This is a genomic window from Mycobacterium sp. TH-M82, assembly GCF_057473605.1.
The window spans coordinates 1-1,479 of sequence record NZ_JBYCKY010000668.1 but is presented as its reverse complement, the minus strand read 5'-3'; the positions used below and the strand labels follow the sequence as shown (position 1 = coordinate 1,479).

The 1,479-nt window shown below is 65.9% G+C and carries 1 protein-coding gene; it reads right to left on the bottom strand.

Annotated elements, in window-relative coordinates; genetic code table 11:
* Positions 1-1,225, bottom strand: a 1,225-nt coding sequence (locus tag AC2VON_RS19620; RefSeq protein ID WP_486954447.1) for an IS256 family transposase, incomplete at its 3' end; no start/stop codon positions are given.
* Between the last annotated feature and the right edge of the window lie 254 nt (positions 1,226-1,479).

Sequence of the window (1,479 nt, the reverse complement as noted above, 5' to 3'; positions counted from 1 at the left end):
GCAGTGCCGGTAGGTGCAGGTGACCGTTGACCCGGCGGAACTGCTTGCCGGCCTCAACCATGCCGGCGGCGCACCAGCGCAGCGCCATCTGCCCGTCGCGCCAGCGTTTGACGTTACCGGCGTGCTCGCGGCATACCGAGATCATCGATTCGATGCAGTTCGTCGAGCGCAGTGTGCGGGCCAGGGTGGGCGGCACACCTAACCGTAAGACCGTGAGGGTCTCGTCCAGGCCCTCACGCAGGCTGGCCGCCGCGCCTGGGTGGGTGCGGTCGAGCTCTTTGGCCAGCGCGAGCAGCGCTGCCTCGGCCTCGAGCGCCGATCCGGCGTGGTAGGCGTCGGTCATCTTGCGGCCTACACTGGACCGAAGGCGTTGCGGCAGATGGTCTTTGACGTTTCTTACCTTATGAATTTGGCAGCGTTGGATGACCGGACGGTCGAGCACGTCGATCACCGCCTTGCGCAGCGCCTTGGACCCGTCGAGGCCCACCAGCATCGGGCGGGTGACGTCCATGCCTCGCTCCCGCAGATCCACCAGCAGATCGGTGACCAGCGTGGCATTTTCCGTGGAGCCCTCCACCAGTGCCAGCGGGTGCTTGACCCCGTCAATGTCGATGCCCAACGCCACCACACAGCAGGACTCGGCGAAGTGCGCGCCGTCGATCATCAGCGCCACCAGATCCAGCCCGGACAAATCCGCAGCGAGCAGCTCCGCCAGCGCGGTTTCGGTCATCGCCACAAACCGCCGGGAGACTGCGGACTTGCTTGTCGCAGAGGCTGTTTGGGCGATCTGCTGCCCGATTGGCTCCAACCCGACCGGGTAGCGTCGAGTGGACAGGCCGGCCAGCATCTTCTCCATCGCCATGCGGCCCAGGATCTCCGTCGAGCTAAACAGCTCATAAGACGCCACCGGCAACTCGCCCGAGCCGTCAGCGGCACGCACCCGCGGCCGGGTCACCGGCACCCGGCGCCCGCCCAGGGTCACCGACCCGTTTTCGTGGCCATGGCGCACCGCGGTGCGGCCGGGGTTGTGGCGGCCCTTCGGCCCGGCCTGCGCGGTCACGTCGGCCTCCATCAGGGTCTGCATGACCTGCAGGCCCGCACCGACCGCCAGCGCCAGCAGGCCCTCGGACATGTTCTCGGCGATCTCGGCCATCGCCACGCTCACCTGCTCGGGAATCGCGGCCACACTCGCGTCCCCGGCCCGGTTCTGGCTACTCTTCTTCATAACGGTCCCCTTCTCTTGGTGTTCTTGCGGAACGCCCGAGACCTACCACACGGCAGGTCACGAGCGGGGGACCGCCACCTCAATTTCTACGAGACCCGGGACAACCTCCAATCTGCCCACAGTTACACATAACTAGATTGAACTACCGTGATGTGTTTCAGCAGTTTGATAGGCTGGCTGCGGGTCAGGCGGGTTAGCTGGATAGGGTTCAAATCCCTCCGCCACCGCCAAACACCGCCAGCCAACCGTCAGTG